This window comes from Rossellomorea sp. DUT-2, from assembly GCF_052665285.1.
The window spans coordinates 725,762-744,301 of sequence record NZ_JBQPEO010000003.1; the positions used below are offsets into that span (position 1 = coordinate 725,762).

General features: G+C 43.1%; 14 protein-coding genes. 9 read left to right on the forward strand and 5 right to left on the reverse strand.

The features are described from left to right. Positions 1 to 76: 76 nt before the first annotated feature. The 3 genes from ACOSV2_RS14575 to ACOSV2_RS14585 all read right to left on the reverse strand — a co-directional run bounded on the left by ACOSV2_RS14575 (position 77) and on the right by ACOSV2_RS14585 (position 3,219). Positions 77 to 907, reverse strand: coding sequence for a carbohydrate ABC transporter permease (locus tag ACOSV2_RS14575; protein ID WP_113971086.1), 831 nt, complete (start codon positions 905 to 907; stop codon positions 77 to 79). A 33-nt stretch (positions 908 to 940) separates the two neighbouring features. After that, the gene (locus ACOSV2_RS14580; protein WP_428975731.1) at positions 941 to 1,825 is read right to left on the reverse strand and encodes a carbohydrate ABC transporter permease; all 885 of its coding nucleotides are present in this window, start codon (positions 1,823 to 1,825) and stop codon (positions 941 to 943) included. Between the two features lie 161 nt (positions 1,826 to 1,986). Continuing rightward, the gene (locus ACOSV2_RS14585; protein WP_428975732.1) at positions 1,987 to 3,219 is read right to left on the reverse strand and encodes a sugar ABC transporter substrate-binding protein; all 1,233 of its coding nucleotides are present in this window, start codon (positions 3,217 to 3,219) and stop codon (positions 1,987 to 1,989) included. Positions 3,220 to 3,592: 373 nt separating this feature from the next. Between ACOSV2_RS14585 and ACOSV2_RS14590 the strand changes: the two genes are divergently transcribed. Continuing rightward, entirely contained in the window at positions 3,593 to 5,758 is a 2,166-nt protein-coding gene (locus ACOSV2_RS14590) for a glycoside hydrolase family 3 N-terminal domain-containing protein (protein WP_428975733.1), read from the forward strand. Positions 5,759 to 5,777: 19 nt separating this feature from the next. Continuing rightward, complete coding sequence (locus ACOSV2_RS14595) at positions 5,778 to 9,107, forward strand: GH36-type glycosyl hydrolase domain-containing protein (protein ID WP_428975734.1); 3,330 nt, start codon at positions 5,778 to 5,780, stop codon at positions 9,105 to 9,107. A 115-nt stretch (positions 9,108 to 9,222) separates the two neighbouring features. Here ACOSV2_RS14595 and ACOSV2_RS14600 read toward each other — a convergent pair whose 3' ends face one another. Further along, on the reverse strand, positions 9,223 to 9,654 hold the full coding sequence (locus tag ACOSV2_RS14600) for a hypothetical protein (RefSeq protein WP_428975735.1): 432 nt from the start codon (positions 9,652 to 9,654) through the stop codon (positions 9,223 to 9,225). Between the two features lie 514 nt (positions 9,655 to 10,168). Between ACOSV2_RS14600 and ACOSV2_RS14605 the strand changes: the two genes are divergently transcribed. The 7 genes from ACOSV2_RS14605 to ACOSV2_RS14635 all read left to right on the forward strand — a co-directional run bounded on the left by ACOSV2_RS14605 (position 10,169) and on the right by ACOSV2_RS14635 (position 16,936). After that, on the forward strand, positions 10,169 to 10,699 hold the full coding sequence (locus tag ACOSV2_RS14605; protein ID WP_428975898.1) for a sigma-70 family RNA polymerase sigma factor: 531 nt from the start codon (positions 10,169 to 10,171) through the stop codon (positions 10,697 to 10,699). Further along, positions 10,696 to 11,142: an anti-sigma factor family protein gene (locus ACOSV2_RS14610; RefSeq protein WP_428975736.1), complete on the forward strand. Its 447-nt coding sequence runs from the start codon at positions 10,696 to 10,698 to the stop codon at positions 11,140 to 11,142. Before ACOSV2_RS14605 ends, ACOSV2_RS14610 begins: the two co-directional genes overlap by 4 nt. Position 11,143: 1 nt before the next feature. Further along, positions 11,144 to 12,238 carry a hypothetical protein gene (locus ACOSV2_RS14615; protein ID WP_428975737.1) on the forward strand — a complete coding sequence of 365 codons (1,095 nt, stop codon included), beginning with the start codon at positions 11,144 to 11,146 and terminating at the stop codon, positions 12,236 to 12,238. Next, the gene (locus tag ACOSV2_RS14620) at positions 12,235 to 13,170 is read left to right on the forward strand and encodes a LiaF transmembrane domain-containing protein (protein ID WP_428975738.1); all 936 of its coding nucleotides are present in this window, start codon (positions 12,235 to 12,237) and stop codon (positions 13,168 to 13,170) included. Before ACOSV2_RS14615 ends, ACOSV2_RS14620 begins: the two co-directional genes overlap by 4 nt. A 643-nt stretch (positions 13,171 to 13,813) precedes the next feature. Then, on the forward strand, positions 13,814 to 15,073 hold the full coding sequence (gene hflX / locus ACOSV2_RS14625) for a GTPase HflX (protein WP_428975739.1): 1,260 nt from the start codon (positions 13,814 to 13,816) through the stop codon (positions 15,071 to 15,073). Positions 15,074 to 15,182: 109 nt separating this feature from the next. Then, on the forward strand, positions 15,183 to 16,280 hold the full coding sequence (locus tag ACOSV2_RS14630; protein ID WP_428975740.1) for a carbohydrate-binding protein: 1,098 nt from the start codon (positions 15,183 to 15,185) through the stop codon (positions 16,278 to 16,280). A gap of 128 nt (positions 16,281 to 16,408) precedes the next feature. After that, complete coding sequence (locus tag ACOSV2_RS14635; RefSeq protein WP_428975741.1) at positions 16,409 to 16,936, forward strand: GNAT family N-acetyltransferase; 528 nt, start codon at positions 16,409 to 16,411, stop codon at positions 16,934 to 16,936. Between the two features lie 43 nt (positions 16,937 to 16,979). Here ACOSV2_RS14635 and ACOSV2_RS14640 read toward each other — a convergent pair whose 3' ends face one another. Further along, positions 16,980 to 18,398: an alanine/glycine:cation symporter family protein gene (locus ACOSV2_RS14640; protein ID WP_428975742.1), complete on the reverse strand. Its 1,419-nt coding sequence runs from the start codon at positions 18,396 to 18,398 to the stop codon at positions 16,980 to 16,982. Positions 18,399 to 18,540 lie beyond the last annotated feature (142 nt).

Genomic DNA, 18,540 nt, shown 5'->3' on the forward strand with positions numbered 1-18,540 from the left:
ATCCAAAAACCATTATACATTTATAGTATAGTCATTCACACTTCCGACTAGTAGAGGGTGATGTTTTTCCCCGTCACTATTTAATCCCTGACATCGTAAAGCCTTCGACGATATACTTCTGGAAGAAAGAGAAGATGATGATAATCGGTACGACCATGAATGCTGCTCCAGCCATTTGAAGACCAAAGTTATTCGCATACTGCCCTTGAAGGAGGGATAGTCCTACTGAAAGGGTGTAGAGGCTTTCATCATTGGCAATGATCAATGGCCATAGGAAGCTATTCCATGCTCCGATAAACGTCAGAATTCCCTGTACAGCAAAGATTGGCTTCGCAATGGGAACGATTAATTTAAAGAAGATATAGAATTCTCCTGCCCCATCAAGGCGGGCTGCTTCAAGCAAATCAGTTGGAATCGTGGTCATAAACTGTCTGAATAGGAATATACTGAATGCTGCTGCAAGCCCGGGGAGGATGATCCCGGCCATTGTATTGGTCAAGCCCATTTCATTTAAAATTAGGTAAACGGGAATCATCGTTACTTGTGCAGGAATCATCATGGTTGCAAGCACTATATAAAAGATCTTTTCTTTTCCTTTAAAATGAAACTTTGCAAATCCATAACCAGCCATTGCATTAAAGAATAATCCTAAAAAGGAAAATAAGACGATGACAAGGGTATTTCTTAAATACACACCAAAGTTCATGCTTTCAAATAAGTTAAGATAGTTTTCCAATGTAGGATTCTCTGGAAACAAGGTTGGTGGAATTTGCAGTACTTCACTTTCAGGTTTGAATGAGCTTGAAATCATCCAAATGAAAGGGATGGAAACAAGGATTCCACCAAGAATCATGAGTAAGGCTACCAGCGTTTTTTCGGTTTTTCGTTTCATTGTATTTGCTTTCATTGTTTCAGCCCCGATACTAATAAATTTTCAGACTTAATATTCTGTATCAGATTTTCTAAGCTTGAATTGGAATAGCGTAATCATGATGATAAAGATAAATAGAATAAAGGAACCTGCTGCGGCATAACCAAATTCACTGAATTGGAAGCCTTTTTTGTAGATGAATAATGCCATGGAGATCGTACCATCCAATGGACCGCCATTAGTCATGACAAATGGTTCTTCGAAGAATTGTAACCAGCCAATCAGGGTGGTGATCGTCACGAAGAATGTAGCATACCGGAGTAATGGTATCGTGACATTGAACAGTACCTGCAATCGATTGGCACCATCCATCTCAGCAGCTTCGTAGTAGGACTTCGGTATTCCTTGCAAGGCAGCAAGGAAGATGATCATATTGATTCCGATTCCCTTCCATACGGCTAAAACAATCAACGATAGTTTCGCAATCGTTGGCTCTCCTAACCAAGGAATTTTATCCACATCCAATAGTGATAATAGGTAGTTGAACAAACCGTACTCAGTGTTGTATAGAAATCCCCAAATCACTGCGACGGCAATGATATTTGTGATGGATGGCATGTAGTATACACCACGAAACACTTTGAACAAGGAGCTTGTTCCGTAGTTCAGCAATAAGGCGATTCCCAATGAGAATATAATGACGAGGGGAACGCCGATGACAACATAAAACAATGTATTAATGATCGACTTATGAAATAAATCATCCGTTATCAATTTGGAATAATTCTCAAGACCGATGAAACTGATATTGGACCAATCGGCTAAGCCTTTTAAGTCAAGGTCTGTAAAGCTAATAAAGAACGCTACAATGATCGGAATGATACTAAAGACAGTCAATATGATAACCGCAGGAGCTATAAACACATATGGATGTTTATTGTTTTTATTGCCCATGATATCCCACCTAACTAAAACTACGCTTCGTAAAGGCCAGCTTGCTAAAAATGGAGCTCAGGCAAAGGTGTGATCCCTATGCCTGTAACTCCAAATGTACCTTACTATGACTTCGTAATTGAAGCGTTTGTTTCATTTATTTTCGTCTTAAATGACTCAATTTACTCTTCTACCATTTCTTGTGCTTTTTTATTGAACTGTTCTAATTCTTTGTCTAAGTCAGCGTCGCCAACGGTAACTCTTTCAATTGTTGAAAGGAATTCCTGTGCGATCTTTTCAAACTCTTTGATTTGTGGAGAAGCTTTAGTCGATTTCAGCTGTTCCCCGAATACGGATAATAGTGGATCGTCTTTTAATTTAGGCTCTTCCCATGCTTCTTTTCTTGATGGAAGAGTATTGGACATTTCCAGCCATTCCATTTGTGTATCCACTTCATTCACATAGGAGATGAATTTAAGGGATTCGTCTACATTCTCTGAATTATGGAAGATAGAGAAGTTTGCTCCACCCATGCTTGATGTATTCTTTTCTTTCTTCGGCATTACAGACACTGACCATTTATCCTTCAGATCCGGAGCTTGGTCATTAATGATATTGATCATCCATGGACCACTGAAGAACATCGGTTTCACGCCATCTTTAAATGCTTGAACAATATCCATTCCTTCAGTAGTAGGGCTGATTCCTTCTTTAAAGTAGCTTGTATAGTATTCCATCGCTTCTTTAAATTCCGGACTATCGAAATTCATCTTATCTTTTCCTTCAAATTCATACCCATTTTGCCAAGCAAAGATAAACGGTGTGATTTGGTCGTTGCGGTCGATATCAAGGCCGTAAACGTCATCGCCTCTGTCGTTTAATTTCTTCGCTGCATCTTTCATTTCATCCCAAGTAGCAGGAGCTTGATCGTATCCTGCTTCTTTTAACAGGTCAGTTCGGTAGTATAAAACACGAGTATCGATATACCAAGGAATCCCGACAACTTGATCATCATAGGTCATAGAGTCTGCAGAACCCGCGAAATAGTTCTCAGGTTTGAAATCCGGATAATCTTCTAAATATGGAGTCAGATCGAGTAACGCTCCTGCGTCTGCAAACTCCGGAACCCAGGTTGTTCCCAGTTGAAGAACATCAGGTCCATTTTTTGAAGCAACTGCTGTCAATAGTTTGTCATGAGCTGTTTCCCAAGGAATCGCTTGTACCTTTACTTTGATATCTGTGTTTTCTTTTTCAAATTCTTCAGCAAGTTTACTAAGCTTCTTACCTTCTTCACCCATTGCCCAGACAGTAATCGTTTTCTTTCCATCTTCTGACTCGCTGCCACCGCAGCCTGCTAATACAGTAGATAGCGCCAGCACACAAATCATTAAGAAAGCCCATGTTTTCTTTTTCATATCTTCATCTCCATTTCTATTAGTTTGAAACCCTATTAAAAAAATTGAATCAGAGGTGGTAAGAGTTATTTTATATTAGGAAAATATCTTACCAGGTGTTATTGAAACGTTTCGATAACTATATTATAATCAAAGGTGTATCCGCTTTCAATACTTTTCTGAAAAATACTAGAATTTTAAGTTTCATTCCATATTATACCTATATATGTATTATCTTTTTTGTTGTCATAGCAAGGTTTAAAGGGGAATTGCAGAGTGGGAATCCATAGTTGACTGACCAACCATTTACCTTTATACTTTTCTTCAATTGTTAATCGAAACGTTTCAATAATTAGAAAGAACCAAAATGAAAACCCAATTGGAGGTTCTACTTATGAATGAAAATAAACTCACTGCATTACTTAACCAAATGACGTTGGATGAAAAAATTGCACAGCTTACCCAGCTTGCTACGCCTTTTTTCAAAGGGGCAAGCGATCAGGGTGAAATTACCGGCCCGATGGTCGACATGGGGATCGACGAGGAAGTTGTCCGAAATAGTGGATCCGTATTGGGAGCTTCTGGTGCAAGGAACGTTATTAACATTCAACGCACTCATATGGAAGAAAACAGGCTGGGCATTCCTTTATTAGTCATGTCTGATATTGTACACGGTTTCAAAACGATCTTCCCGGTACCTCTTGGGATTGGATGCTCATGGGACTTGGAGTTAGCGGAAAAGAGTGCAGAAATTGCTGCCAAAGAAGCATCAGTATCAGGAGTCCATGTGACGTTTGCCCCGATGGTTGATCTCGTTCGCGATCCTCGCTGGGGAAGAGTGATGGAGTCCACCGGTGAAGATTCCTTTTTAAACAGTCAGTTTGGCAGAGCGTTTGTGAGAGGGTTTCAAGGGAAGGATCTAACTCATGATCATAATCGTGTGGCAGCTTGTGTCAAACACTTTGCCGCCTATGGGGCAGCTGAAGGCGGACGTGATTATAACACGGTTGATATGTCGGAGCGGGAACTCAGGGAAACCTATTTACCGGCATACAAAGCGGCACTTGATGAAGGCTGTGAAATGGTCATGACCGCTTTTAATACGGTGTTTGGGATTCCTGCTACAGGAAATAAGAAGCTTATGAGATCCATACTTCGAGAGGAAATGGAATTCAACGGCGTTCTTATATCGGATTGGGGAGCAGTGAAAGAGATGATTCCCCACGGTGTGGCAGAGGATGAGAAGGAAGCTGCCCTTAAAGCAATAACAGCCGGTGTTGATATCGAAATGATGACTTCGACGTATGTGAAATACTTAAAAACGCTGGTGGAAGAAAAAGCAGTAGATGAATCCATCATCGACGAAGGTGTACTGCGTATATTAGAGCTTAAACAAAAGTTAGGATTATTCGAGAATCCTTACCGCGGTGCAAATGAATTGCTTGAACAAGAAGTGGTGTTGAGCTCAGAACACCGCGTGGCAGCTCGTAAACTAGCAGCAAAGTCTTGTGTTCTATTAAAAAATGAGAGCGTTTTACCTTTAAACCGCAAACAGAAAATTTCACTCATTGGACCTTTTGCTCAAAATGGTGACATCCTGGGCCCCTGGTCATGGTTAGGATCAAAAGAAGATGCCGTGACATTAATGGATGGAATGAAGATGAAAGTGGAATCTTCTCACCTGACAATGGCAAAAGGTTCTGAAATCGAATCGGTTTCAGAAGAGCAATTGCTTGAGGCAGAGAGAGTGGCGGAAGAAGCAGATATTATCGTTCTGGCACTTGGAGAGGATTCTGAAATGAGTGGGGAGGCGGGGTGTAGAGCGAATATCAAACTACCTGACGCCCAACTGGAACTTGTATCGCGCTTAAAGAAATTAAATAAACCAATGGTGGCCATTCTATTTAATGGTAGACCACTGGATTTACATGGGGTCATAGACCAGGCCGATGCGGTCCTTGAAGCCTGGTATCCTGGTACGGAAGGCGGGGCAGCGGTTGCCGATCTATTATACGGGGATGAAAATCCGTCCGGCCGCCTGACCATGTCCTTCCCATATAGTGTAGGACAGGTGCCGGTCTACTATAATCACTACAATACAGGAAGACCAAAGGGGGCACCGGATGCCCAGGTCCGTTATGTCTCACAATACCTGGATATTCCGAATGATCCGCTCCTACCGTTTGGTTTCGGTTTAAGTTACACCACATTTTCCTATAGTGACATGACTCTTTCAGAATCCATTATGAAACCCGATCAGCCGATTACCGTTTCTGTTACCGTAACAAACAGCGGCTCTATGAAAGGTGAGGAAGTCGTTCAGCTTTATGTACGGGATGTGAGTGGGGAAGTGATTCGACCATTAAAGGAACTAAAGGACTTCCATAAAATTGTCCTGGCACCAGGAGAATCGAAGCATGTTTCCTTTATCCTATCGGAACCACAGCTTCGTTATCATCATTCAGATTTACAGTTTGACAGTGACCCGGGGACATTTATTGCCTATGCAGGTCCACATAGCAAAAAAGGAATGGAGCAATCCTTTACATTAGTAAAATAGACGAAACGAGGGGAACAGAATGAATTCTACACAAAAGCTTACATCCGGTGATCTTCAATTCACCTTTTTAAATAGTGGCGATCTTTTTGAAATAAACCATGCATCTACTATGATCAATCAATTATTGACGAATCCCATCGATGGCTCGTTAAACAATCTTTATTTACGAATCTATCAATCATCCGAAATCGAGATTGTTCCTTTAATCGGTGTTCAATCAACGAGTGAAGTTTCATTTTCAGAATCACAGGTGAAATGGTCAGGGAACCATAAGGCTCTTCAATACGAAGTAACGTTTACATTATCACAAACAGGAGTTTGGTTCTGGGATGTGATGGTAGAGGGACAAGACGCGGAGATCGATGTCATTTATGGACAGGATTTAGGATTGGCAGATAAAGGCGGCGTCCGCTCGAATGAAGCCTATATGTCCCAATACGTGGACCACAAAGTATTTGAAGATGATGAAAAAGGATTTGTCGTCTGTTCCCGTCAAAACCAACCACAATCTAATGGTTTTCCCTATATTCAGCAAGGGTCCATTGGAAAGACGGTTGGCTACTCAACGGACGGATTCCAATTTTTTGGCTTATCCTACAAGGAAACAAACCAACCTGAAATCTTGACGCAGCCTTCATTGGCAAACGAAGTCTATCAATATGAATTTGCTTATACGGCCCTGCAATCAGAGAAGGTCCGATTATCAGGACAAGAACATTTTGTCTTCTACGGTCTATTTAAAGAAAACCATTCTGAAGCGATCACGACGTTAGAATATCAACAAGAAGTGGAACATGCATGGGAAGGGGTACAGCAGCTTAATGAGAAGTTCAGTGCTCCACTCGAAAAAGTTGCACTATCACCCGACATTGGTGAACCCCTTCAAACGGAAGAGATGTACAAAGAAGAAATTGACGCTCTATTTACTAAGCGCCATACGGAAGAATGGGATGCCGACCGTTTGCTTTCCTTCTTCACAGACACTCACGAACATGTCGTCTTAAAAGAAAAAGAATTGATTGTTGAACGCCCTCATGGCCACATCCTCATGTCTGGAGGAAATCATGAGCTGAAGGAAGGGACCATCACATCCACTTCCTTCATGTACGGAGTATTCAACTCCCAACTGGTGATTGGAAATACATCGTTCAACAAGATGTTAACGAATACCCGGAATCATTTAAACGTCATGAAAACGTCCGGTCAGCGCATTTATGTTGAGATTGAAGGAGCGTATCGTTTATTAACCATGCCTTCCTTGTTTGAATTAGGATTCAACTATGCGCGTTGGTATTACAAGACACAGGATGACACGATCATCATCACAAATTATACGACGGTTGATACGCCTGAAGTCCGCCTGAACGTACGATCTGAGAACGGAAAACAGTACCGTTATCTTGTTTCGAATCAGATTACAATGAACAACAATGAATATGAAGTCCCTTATAAGCTTAAAAAAAATGGGGATATCCTCTCCATTTCTGCTGATTCTCAATCTGAAAGCAGCCAAACGTACCCTGACCTGTGTTACAGAATAATGGTCGATGGGGCTGACATGAGCATCGGGAACGAGGAAAGATTGGGTAAGAACGTCCCAGCAGGAAGTGCCTCTCTTTGTGTACTCGACTTAACCGCGACAACAGAATGGACCATGACCCTTCAAGGTCTTCTTCACGGGGAAGATAGAGAATTCGAAGAGTCTGATATGAACGTTGAAATTGAGCGCTATAGAGAGTACTATCATCAAGTGATGAATGGATTCAAGCTTTCTCTTCATGGGGAAATTCCAAGTGAGCTGGCCAAAGTCAATTCCTTATCATGGTGGTACACACACAATATGCTTGTCCATTTCTCGGTGCCACATGGACTGGAGCAATACGGCGGAGCTGCTTGGGGAACCCGTGATGTGTGTCAGGGCCCGACGGAGTATTTCATGGCCACTCACAACTACCAAAGTGTGAAAGATATCATCAAAACCGTCTATTCTCATCAATATGAAGACAACGGCAATTGGCCGCAATGGTTCATGTTTGACCGTTACTTCAAGATCCAGCAGGATGATAGTCATGGAGATATCATTGTTTGGCCGTTAAAGGTTGTCGGTGACTATATCGCGGCAACCAATGATTACAGCATTCTGGACGAAGAAATCCCTTATACGACCCGGGATGGCTTTGACTTATCGGAAGGAAGGGCGACGTTATTAGACCATATTCATAAAGAAATCGCCTATATTAAAGAACATTTCCTGCATGACACATTCCTTTCATCATACGGCGATGGGGATTGGGATGATACGCTACAACCGGCAAACTCCCAGCTGAAAAAATTCATGGCGAGCAGCTGGACAGTTGCCCTGACCTATCAGGTATTGAATCAATTGTCTAACGTACTTCAGGGAGTCCGGGATGAAGTAGCTTCGGAATTCAAAGCACTCGCATCAGGAATACAGAATGATTATAATCGCTATATTTTACAAAATGATGTGATACCAGGCTTTGTTTACATGGAAGATCCGGCACATGCAGAATTAATGCTTCACCCGAAGGACACGAAAACGGGGATAGAGTATCGACTGCTGCCGATGAACCGCAGTATCATCTCTGAATTATTCACGCCGGAAGAAGCGAAATCCCATTACCAATTGGTAAAGGAACACCTATATTGTCCAGACGGCGTCCGATTAATGAACCGCCCTGCAAACTACAAAGGTGGAATAAGCACGCACTTCAAACGGGCAGAACAAGCAGCCAATTTCGGCCGCGAAATCGGTCTGCAATATGTTCACGCTCATATTCGCTTTGTTGAAGCAATGGCGAAGCTCGGAAATACGGAAGAAGTGTGGAAGGGACTTGAAATCATCAATCCTGTCGGGTTGACAGAAGTCGTTCCAAACGCTGAAAGAAGACAAAGTAACGCATACTTCAGCAGCTCCGACGGTAAATTCAATACACGATACGAGGCGCAAGAACGATTCAACGAGCTGCGCGCAGGGACCGTACCGGTAAAAGGCGGCTGGAGAATCTACTCAAGCGGACCGGGAATCTACATGAACCAATTAATCTCCAACTGTCTGGGCATCCGCCAAGAAGCGGAAGACTTGATCATTGATCCCGTTTTACCAGAGAAATTTGACGGATTGACCTTTGATTTCAAATTTATGAATCGTCCTGTTACATTCACTTATCACATGGGGCAAGAGAGTGGAAACATTGTGGTAAATGGTGAAAAAGTGAAGACAGAAAAGATTTCTAATCGATATCGTACGGGTGGTATGAAGATTAAGCGAGAGGTTCTTGAGAGTCTTTTGAATGAGGAATCCAATAGAATTGAAGTATTTATGTAAGATGAAATAGTAGAGGAGCAAGCGCATATGGCGTTTGCTCCTTTTTTGGTAGGTCATGACAAATCAGTAGTGCCATTCGAAAAACTGCTTGTATTACCCCGGGGAGAGCAAGACCCTAGTCGCTTTCCAGGGTATTTTCTCTGTTCCGGGAAAGCTTTTGATAGAAAAACTTAATCAGTAGAATAATAGCTGCCAATCCAATATACATGAGGAAAAAAGCAATGTATCCCCACAAACCAACGATGGCATCGATGAACTCCATCTGCCCCCGGTTTGTGATTGCCTGCTGAATTTCAATTGCAAAGACTACCACAAACATGAAGGTCAAGGTATAGAAAAAAGCCAGTGCGGTGATCCCGAACTTAAGCTTCGATAGAATCTTAGACACAATGTATACAAAAAAGAACACGGAAATTCCGATGATGCCCATAATCCAAAAATGAAGATCTTTATCCGTAAGGGTGAAACCAAGATCACTTGTTATTCCTATTAACATGTCATGGAGGTTGTTAATGATCTCCACTATTAAGGTAATGCCTTCTTTCATTATATCCACTCACTTTTCTATGAAGATAAGTACTTTACGAGTATATCAGGAATGAAGAAATCGTGTTAGTTGGTAAATAAGGGTGGTTTTCTGGATGGGTGTTGCAGGTGGGTGGTGGAGAGTGATACATATTGCGATTTTTTTCAATTCTAATCCGCTCCAACGAGGGAGAGGGAGCGAAATTCTGGACTTTATCATTATATCAGCGAAATCGACCAGTTTATCAGCGGAATTTTCAATATATCAGTGAACGTGCATTCAAGAGGAGGTATCGACCCGCTACCCGGTACTTGTAATCTTCTGTTGAGCCGATGAGAGATTTATTTAACGGCAATATTTTCAATATAATGGCGAAATCCCAAATCGTGAAGTTACGAGCCATGGCCAGCTACGAATTCCATCAAACGTACTAAGCCCCACCACCAACTAAAAAATATTTTCAAAAAAAATGTAGGGATTCACCAATTTCTTTCGTCTATTATTATGAGACCACAAGAAAGGGGGAGAGAGGTTGGTGGATCCGCTAATTGAAAAAGCGAAGAATGGCAGTGAAAATGCGTTTCGGATGTTGATCGAAATGCATAAGCAGTATGTTTTTAAATGCATCTTCGGGGTTCTGCGAAATCAGAAAGATGCGGAAGATGCATCACAGGAAGTATGGATGAAGATTTACACCTCTCTCCCTCAGTACGAACATCAAGGGTTCAAGACATGGATGACGAGAATTGCGGTGAACCATGCCATTGATTGTATGCGAAGGAAGGCAAGACAGAAGGAAGAGCTGGTCGACGACCTCCCTGTGAAAGAGTCACAGGATGTTGTAGAAAGACGATTATTAAGGAAAGAACAAAAGCAGCTCGTGTTGAGGCATTTAAAAGAAGTTCCCGAATCCTACAGAGAAGTGATTGAAGGATTCTACATAAAAGAAAAGTCCTATCAGGAGCTTGCAAATGAACAGCATGTCCAAGTGAAGACGATTGAAACAAAGCTGTACCGGGCAAGGCTTTGGATGCGGAAGCATTGGAAGGAGGAGGACTTCATATGAGCCATAATGCGTTGGAAGAATGGATGAATTACGCCAGAGATGAAATGGATGATAATAAGCGAACCGAATACGAGGAGCATCTATACAGTTGCGATCAATGCATGAGTCTTTATATGGAAGCAATCGAGGCGGTTCAAGATGAGCTTCCTTCCATTGAAGGTCCGTCCCTCTTTACAGAAGAGGTGATGGAGCGAATTCCGGTTGAACGGGATCCAGTGATGAAGCCGGTCAAGAAATCGTGGTATGAGGAAAAGGTGTTTCATTATGTGCTGGCTACGGCGATGACGCTGATTTTGATGGCATCTGGTATTTTTGGTGAACTTGTGAAGATCACGACGGAATTTGAAAGAAATCAGCAGCCTTCCTTTACAGAAAATATTTTAAATAAAACAACGGCTTTACTGGATAATGTTGAAGAAATTGAAGAACAGGAGGCAGAGTAAGATGAATAAAAAGAAGAATCCAATCATTGCGTTTTTGTTGGCTTTTATACCCGGTGTGGGATTGATGTATTTAGGGAAGGTTTTTAGAGGAGTTTTATTTTTACTGGTATTGATGGCGTCATTTCCTGTTGCATTCGTGGGAGCGGAAGTGTTGAACTGGGATGGATTTGCTTTTATCACCATTGGATTTGCGTTTCTATTGTATCTCATCAGTATCGTTAATACGGCACTTGTCGCATCAAGAATGTTGAAAGCGAATGAAGCATCACGAGAACCGGTGGTAGAAAGTGATTCAGGGGAGCTGAGCACCGAGCGCTTCTATACCATCATCCTATCCATGATACCAGGTCTCGGTCATTTCCAACTGGGACTGATGAACCGGGGTGTCACATTTTTGGCAACGTTCCTCGGAGTGGCTGCGATGATTTTGTTTGTAACAGCGATGACGGGGAGAGGGGAGTTTATGGTATTCTTGATCGTTCTACCTGTCGTATGGGTATACAACTTCTTTGATACGATGCAATTATTGAATAAAAAACAGGCTGGGGAAGTGCTGACGGACCGGTCTGTATTGGAAGACCTGGAAGCTCAGCATGAAGGCGGGAGAAAGAGTAAGGCATTTGCCACATTTTTATCGATGTTCCCTGGAGCAGGTCATCTTTATCTTGGTTATCAGCGACGGGGCATTCAGCTTATGGCAGTGTTCTTATTCTCCATCTATATATTAGACGTACTTCGGTTAGGGATTTTTCTATTCTTAGTTCCGATCATATGGTTCTACAGCTTCTTTGATGGATTGCAACGGGCATCTAAGCACGGAAAGGAACCTTTAGAAGATACGCCGATCGTGTCTTACTTAATCAATCAGCAGAAGTGGGTGGGAATCGGATTGATGTTGCTTGGTGTTTATTACCTGGCTACGAACATCCTTATGCCCCTATCATTACCTTTTTTAGAGACGTATGGCATTGATTTGTATCATGTGATGTATAGCTATATCCAGCCGGGAATTGTTTGCCTTCTTCTTATAGGAGGAGGAATCAAACTGGTTGCCGGAAGTAAAAAAGCCCATTCAAAAGAGGAGGTATCAGAATGAGAACTTGGAGAGTCGGATCCATATCAATGGGGGCATCCCTGCTTTTTTTAGGAATCTTTTTACTGCTATCGCAGCTTTTAAAATGGGATTCAGCGTACGTGTTAGCAGGTTGGTGGCCTGTCCTGCTGATTGTGTTAGGGGCAGAAATCTTAGTGTACTTATTTTTATCAAAGCAGGAGAAGCCAATATTAAAATATGATTTCCTAAGTATAATATTTGTGGCTGTCATTGGGACGGTGGGAATCGGATTTACCGTTCTGCAGGCAACAGGATTGATGGGACAAATGCAATCGTTCTTTGATTCTGAAGTGAAAACTGCGGATCTTCCTTCTTATAGCCATCAGGTTGGTGATGATGTGAAGCGGATCGTCGTTGATTCCAGTCATCATCCAATAACGGTTGAAACGGTTACGAATAAAGAAGTGAGCGTGTTTGGTACGTATCGTTCTTCCTCTACAGGAGGTAAACCATTACTTTCGAATCCGGAAGATTATCTGATGACCATACAAAAAGGAGACACGCTGTATATCACATTGAAAAGTCTTCCCGACTCCAATGGCTGGATGCAATCAGGGAGGGAGTTAGATGCTACACTCGTCATTCCGGGATCCAAGTCCCTGGAAATCGCGAGTGACTACAATGAAGTCACATTAAAGCCAAGAACCATTTCAACCTCATGGGAAGTATCAAGCTCAGCAAGGGTCAATCTCGTTCTCGCTTCATCGGAGGACCTGACCATCAATGCCGAAAATGTAGGGGACATCCAAGGGGAGGACGCTAAATGGCAATATACAGAACAAACCGCTGTATCCGACACGGACATAAACAACGAAGTAATCCCAAACAAATCCGCCACCCTCAAACTAGGAAGCGGACAACACCCCATCACCATCTCCCATTCCGATCAGGTCAATGTATCGATCAAGAACTGAGGGACGGACCTTGAATCTGGCTGAATCCTTATCATTCTAACAAGAACTGAGGGACGGACCTCCTAAGCTGGATCTCCTAAGCTAGCATAATCCATGTCGTTACTGGATTTCATGCTGGCTTGGAGGTCTGTTCTTTTGTGTAGTAACGTGGTGAGGGACGGACCTTGAAATACCCTAAGCAGTTGATTCAACAGGGATGTAGAGCTTTGAAGGTCCGTCCCTCAAACCATATCTTCCCATCCTCGGCTGTTTGTGGTAAGATGATTATAATTTATGAGAAATGGAGGTTTTCCTTTTGATTTTAATCAGACTACGCATCCGCAATTTGAACGCTTAATTGAATATGTTCAAAGGCTCTGCCTGTGTGCAGGGTAAATGGGATTGGTCTGACTATTTTTAAAGGAATTCTTCATTTGACGTTGAATGGAGGAAAGCGAGGCTGAATGGCTCCTCTTTCTTCTTTTAAAAATAGAATTGAATACTTTCCGAGTGGTGCCAATTTGTGTGTTTTCTTGGGAACACGCCAGGAGAAAGTGCGGTCTTCTTCATGCGCCACCGGTTTATTCAAATCCATTTACGAAAAGCACAGGCAGAGGCCTGTGCTTTTTTCTGTACCCACTAAAAGATAGGAAGTGACGAAGGAATGGAAGAACGTTTAAAAGCAATCGCCATTGGCGTTAATACAAAGGATAAGAATAATGACTTCGAATATTCGATGCTTGAGTTGAATGGATTGGCAGAAGCGAGGCATATTGATGTCGTCGGTGAACTGACTCAAAACCTGCCCCGGCCGAATCATGTTCATTATATTGGTAAGGGGAAGATTGAAGAGCTCCTGCCACTCATTGAAGAGTGGGAAGCGGAGGTACTCATTTCCAATGATGAACTGTCTCCTTCGCAAATTCGTGTACTTGAGGAGAAACTTGATATTCGTGTCATGGACCGGACGATGTTGATTCTCGATATCTTCGCAGAACGTGCGAAAACCCGGGAAGCGCAACTTCAAGTAGAGGTAGCTCAGCTGCAATATATGCTCCCGCGTTTGATTGGACGCCGTGAGTCATTAGGCCGTCAAGGGGGAGGATCTGGCCTCGCCAACCGTGGTGCGGGTGAAACGAAGCTCGAGCTTGATCGTCGCCGAATTGAAGAGAAAATCACAGCATTGAATAAAGAGCTTGATTCACTTGTTGACCTGCGAACTACACAACGCAAGCAGCGTCGAAAGAGTGAAATCCCGGTCGTATCCCTCGTCGGATACACAAATGCCGGGAAGTCGACGACGATGAACGCTTTCGTAGAAAAATTCCATCCAAACGAAAACAAGCAAGTGTTTGAAAAGGATATGCTGTTCGCGACACTTGAAACCTCGGTGAGAAACATCACCTTACCGGACAAGAAGGCATTTCTTCTGACAGATACGGTTGGTTTCGTCAACAAACTGCCTCATCAGCTGGTCAAAGCATTCCGTTCAACACTTGAAGAAGTGGTGGAGGCTGATCTCATCATACATGTGGTTGATTATTCCGATCCTCACTACGCGAAATTGATGAAGGTGACTGATCAAACCCTTGAAGAACTCGGGATAGGTGATACACCTGTCATCTACGCTTTTAACAAAGCTGAACTGATGGAAGAAGAGATACCGAGAGTGGAAAAGGACCGCATTTATTTTTCCGCGAAAAATAGAATTGGAATCGACGAACTGCTTCAAGTGGTGAGAAGTTATATTTTTAAAGACTATAAACGCTGTCAAATGTTGATTCCATTTGATAAAGGCCATTTGATTTCTTATTTTAATGAGAATGCCAATGTGTTAGAAACCGAGTATGAAGAAAATGGTACGAAGCTGACGCTAGAATGCAAGATGAGTGATGCAGAACGATATCAACAGTATATGGTTTAGACATTTCAGGATCCTTTCCACATGTGGAGGGATCTTTTTTTGAGAAAAAAAAGTACATACTCCTCCATCTGGGCTCCTGCATAAAGTAAATGCAGAGGAGGGATGCAGTATGTTTTTTCCACGACGAATGATACCATGTGAGGTACAACAAGAATACTATCCGTATTGGCCGGAAGTCAGAAACCATTATGAAGATGGTCTGTTACCACATACTTATCAACAGTTCTATCCACCATACGAACAACAACGTGAGTTCACGTATTATCCACAACAGCTGAACTACTATGATCCTTATCAAGGATTCTATGACCAAGCTGTCTACGAAAATCCATTTGATTGGCGGGCAAGCTGGAGGGAATGGGAGGATCTTGGTGCTCCGCCACGGGGGATGAAGGGTTCGCCAGCCGTTGCTTCCTGGCAGGCGAACCGTTTGGATACGTTTGTTCGAGGTGAGAATGACAGAATGTATCACAAATGGTGGAACGGTTCCCGCTGGAGTAATTGGGAGGACCTCGGAGCTCCGCGAAGAGGTTTAAGGAGTTCGCCTGCAGCCGTGTCTTGGGGCGAGAACCGCATTGATACGTTTGTAAGAGGGAATCGGGATACTCTATGGCATAAGTGGTGGGATGGTTCGAGATGGAATGAATGGGAAGATCTCGGGGGACCGCCAAGGGGCTTCAAGGGGGATCCAACGGTTTCATCCTGGGCAGCCAACCGATTGGATGTATTCGTCCAGGGATATGACAATAATCTTTGGCATAAATGGTGGGACGGAAGGAATTGGAGCCAGTGGGAGAACCTTGGCGCTCCAAGAGGCGGCTTGAGGGATTCACCGGGTGCGGTATCCTGGGGATCCAACCGGATCGATTGCTTTGTCAGGGGAAACAACGACCGGATGTGGCATAAGTGGTGGGACGGTTCGAGATGGAGTAATTGGGAGAATCTCGGTTCCCCGCCTAGAGGGTTTGAAGGTGCTCCAGCAGCATCCTCGTGGGCACCGAACCGGATCGATACCTTTGTCCGCGGAGACAATAATAACATGTGGCACAAATGGTGGAATGGTTCCCGCTGGAGCAACTGGGAAGACCTTGGAGCACCAAGGGGAGGCGTTCGTTCTTCACCGGGAGCCGTGTCTTGGGGCCGTAACCGGGTGGATGCCTTTGTGAGAGGCAGAAACGATCATATGTGGCATAAGTGGTATGCTTGATAGGTATAGAACCATCCCTGTGTGTAAATAGGGATGGTTTTTTCTTTTAAATGAAGGAATTAGTAAAGTTCATGTCCAAATCATGGGTAAGTGGGTACTCTACCAGATTGGGAAAGGAGAAAAGGACCATGCGTTTTAAACTCGATGAAGAAGTTTATGAAATCAAAAAGGCAAAAAATAGTGATCTAAAAAAGATATTGGATCTGTTAGTGAATGCCGCCGCCTGGTTAAAGACAAAAAGGACGAAACAATGGAGTTACTATCTGACTGATTTAGATGGAAACCTAGAAGAGATCCTCCATTCAATTGAAAACGGGGCGACCTATCTTGTTGAAAAAGAAGGTCGACCCATTTCCACTCTAACCCTTGAGAATATCCCAAGTGTTTGGGATTTGGACCTTTGGGGAGAAAATGTGCATGATGATGTTGTGTATTTACATCGATTGGTCGTACATAGAAACCATGCAGGAAAAGGCATAGGTGCCGCTTTACTGGATTGGGTCGAAAAAGAGGCAAAAGAAGCAGGTAAAAAAAGCATCCGCTTTGATTGTATCGCGAATAACGAAGGATTGAACACCTATTACCAAAGGCGATATCCCTTAAAAGAAGTTGCCCATATCCACGGGCGTCACAATAAATATGAAATCATACTATAAATATAAAACCCGGCATGATCAAAAATCACACCGGGTTACTTTTTTAACTGGCTTTCTTCCTTGGTTGTGCTTCCATCATGGGCATGTACTCATTGAAGTAATGATTCGTTTCACGAACGATGACCTTATAAAGTAAAATAAGGGCGATCAGGTTTGGAATCATCATCAAGGCGTTAGACATATCAGCGAATGCCCAAACAAGCTCTAAGTTCGCAACGGCACCAAGTCCGGTTGCTAAAATGTAAATGAGTCTGTAGGAGTTAGCAAAACGATAATTTGTCAAATACTCGAAGCATTTCTCCCCGTACATATACCATCCGACGATCGTTGAGAACCCGAAGAATATGACCGAAAATGATACGATGTATTCTCCTGCTACCCCAAGAGCATGACCGAATGCGGCACTCGTTAAAGCTCCGCCATCAAGGCTTGGAGCATGCTCAACTCCTGAAATCGCTCCGCCTGTAGGATCCCAGAAACCAGTGATCAGAAGAACCAGTCCAGTCATTGTACAAACAATAATCGTCACAATGAAAGTCCCCGTCATAGCGACAAGTGCCTGTTTAACCGGGTGATCGGTTTTCGCGTTACCTGCAATCAATGCAGCCGTACCAAGACCCGCTTCATTGGAGAAAATCCCACGTGATACCCCGCTGCGGATCGCTTCACTGATAATGATCCCGGTGAAACCGCCAGCGGCAGCTACAGGATTGAACGCGTAATGGAAAATCATTTCAAATGCCGGAATGATCATGTCATAATTCAGTACGATGATGATCAATGAACCACCAATATACAGGAATGCCATGATCGGTACAAAGAAGGAAGCGACTGTACTAATTCGTTGAATCCCTCCAAAGATGATCAAACCTGTCAGGACGGCTAACACGATTCCTGTTACGACATTGTTAATTTGAAAGCTTGATGTCATGACATCTGCAATCGTATTGGACTGTACGCTGTTACCGATTCCCAGGGCAGCAAATGCCCCGAATAAAGCGAACGCAACAGCCAGCCACTTCCACTTGCTTCCGAGACCTTTTTCTACGTAATACATCGGTCCGCCGGAGTATTCCCCGTTTTTATTTTTCACACGGTACTTCATGGCAAGCAGGGCTTCGGCGTATTTCGTCGCCATACCTAGAAGACCGACAACCCACATCCAGAAGATGGCCCCGGGTCCGCCAATCGTCAATGCCGTCGCAACACCGGCAATGTTTCCGTTACCGATTGTCGCTGACAGAGCCGTCATCAACGTTTTGAAGTTACTGATATCCCCTTCCGATTTGTCAGCTGAAGAAGAGGGTTCTTCTTTTGTAAAAGCAAGTTTAAATGCATACAGTAGCTTTCGGAACTGCAGCCCTTTAAGCATAAACGTTAAGAAAAGGCCTGTCCCAAATAACAGTACTAAACTTGGTGTCCCCCATAAGAATGAATTAATCTTGTCTAGCACATCTAACATAGAATCCTCCTTGTCGAATCATGTTGTAAACGTTTTCTTTGTGAGTTTCCATCTACTATTTATATAGTATTCCGAACAATCTGTCCATAACAAAAGTCGAATTTCCAGAGATTGAGCCTTTTTTAGTAGTAAGAGTAGCAGG